Source organism: Paraburkholderia sp. RL17-347-BIC-D, from assembly GCF_046027915.1.
In the GTDB taxonomy this organism is placed as follows: domain Bacteria; phylum Pseudomonadota; class Gammaproteobacteria; order Burkholderiales; family Burkholderiaceae; genus Paraburkholderia.
In genome coordinates, this window is sequence record NZ_JARESS010000193.1 from 1 (window position 1) to 1008 (window position 1008).

Sequence of the window (1008 nt, forward strand, 5' to 3'; positions counted from 1 at the left end):
CCAACCCGGATTTGGGATGGGCCGAGATCTGCCATCCGTTCCATCCACTTAAAGGCCAGCGCTTTCCCGTACTGAAGACGCGTCGCGTCGGCGGAGTTGACGCGCTGCTCGTGGGTCATGCCGAGCGCGGCAGCTTCAGCATTGCCCGCGAGTGGACCGACTGGGGCACGCCCTCTGTCCATAGCGGCGACGTTACAGTGTGCTGCTTCGAGCTGGACATGTTGCTGGAGTTGATTGACCTGATTGACCAGCTTTCCTTGTCTGCCTCGAAGAAATCACCCGCCAAAGGAGCTTGATCAATGGATTTTCGTGTCCTACTATCAGACCAGTCGTTAACGTGGTCCGCTCATGGAAGATATTCCGTCGTCGACGTTGCGCAAGCGTCGCGTCCAGTTGCTGCGGCAAATGCCGCCTTTGGACACGCTCCTGCGTGGTTCGCTCATCGAGCGCTACAAGCGCTGCGGCAAACCCGGCTGCAAGTGTGCCGACGGCCCCGGTCATGGTCCCAAGTACTACCTGTCTGTGAGCTTTCCCGGTCGCCGACCGCAAATGGACTACGTGCCTCAGGCCGATTACGCCGACGTGACCGAACGCCTGGCGAACTATCACCGGGTCCGCGAGATCATCGAGGAGATTTGCGAGATCAACCGCGAACTCTTACGCCGCCGCGAAGCGCTCTGAGAGGCGTCGGTGAGCCAGTCGTCGCTGTCACTCACCCACTGCATCGATCCTCACCTGGCCGGCGTACTCATCGCCAACATGCTCGAGGCCTGGCTCACCGCCGGACCCGAGCTGGAACCGACCGCGGAGGCCGTCGATGAACACCAAGATCACCCCGCAACATCTGAGCAAGCCGGCGTACATCTATATCCGCCAGTCGACGCTGGCCCAGGTGCGGCACCATCAGGAGAGCACCGAGCGTCAATATGCTTTGCGCGAGAAGGCGCTGGCACTGGGTTGGCCAGCCACGGCGGTCCGGATCCTGGACCGCGACCTTGGCCAGTCGGG

At 61.6% G+C, this 1008-nt stretch carries 3 protein-coding genes; all 3 read left to right on the plus strand.

The window, feature by feature from the left end; genetic code table 11:
• On the plus strand, positions 1-296 hold a 296-nt coding region (locus P0D96_RS48095; RefSeq protein ID WP_408321373.1), incomplete at its 5' end, for a Y4bD/Y4pK family protein.
• Between the two features lie 52 nt (positions 297-348).
• On the plus strand, positions 349-681 hold the full coding sequence (locus P0D96_RS48100) for a DUF6788 family protein (protein ID WP_408182501.1): 333 nt from the start codon (positions 349-351) through the stop codon (positions 679-681).
• A gap of 136 nt (positions 682-817) precedes the next feature.
• Positions 818-1008, plus strand: a 191-nt coding sequence (locus tag P0D96_RS48105; RefSeq protein ID WP_408321375.1) for a hypothetical protein, incomplete at its 3' end; no start/stop codon positions are given.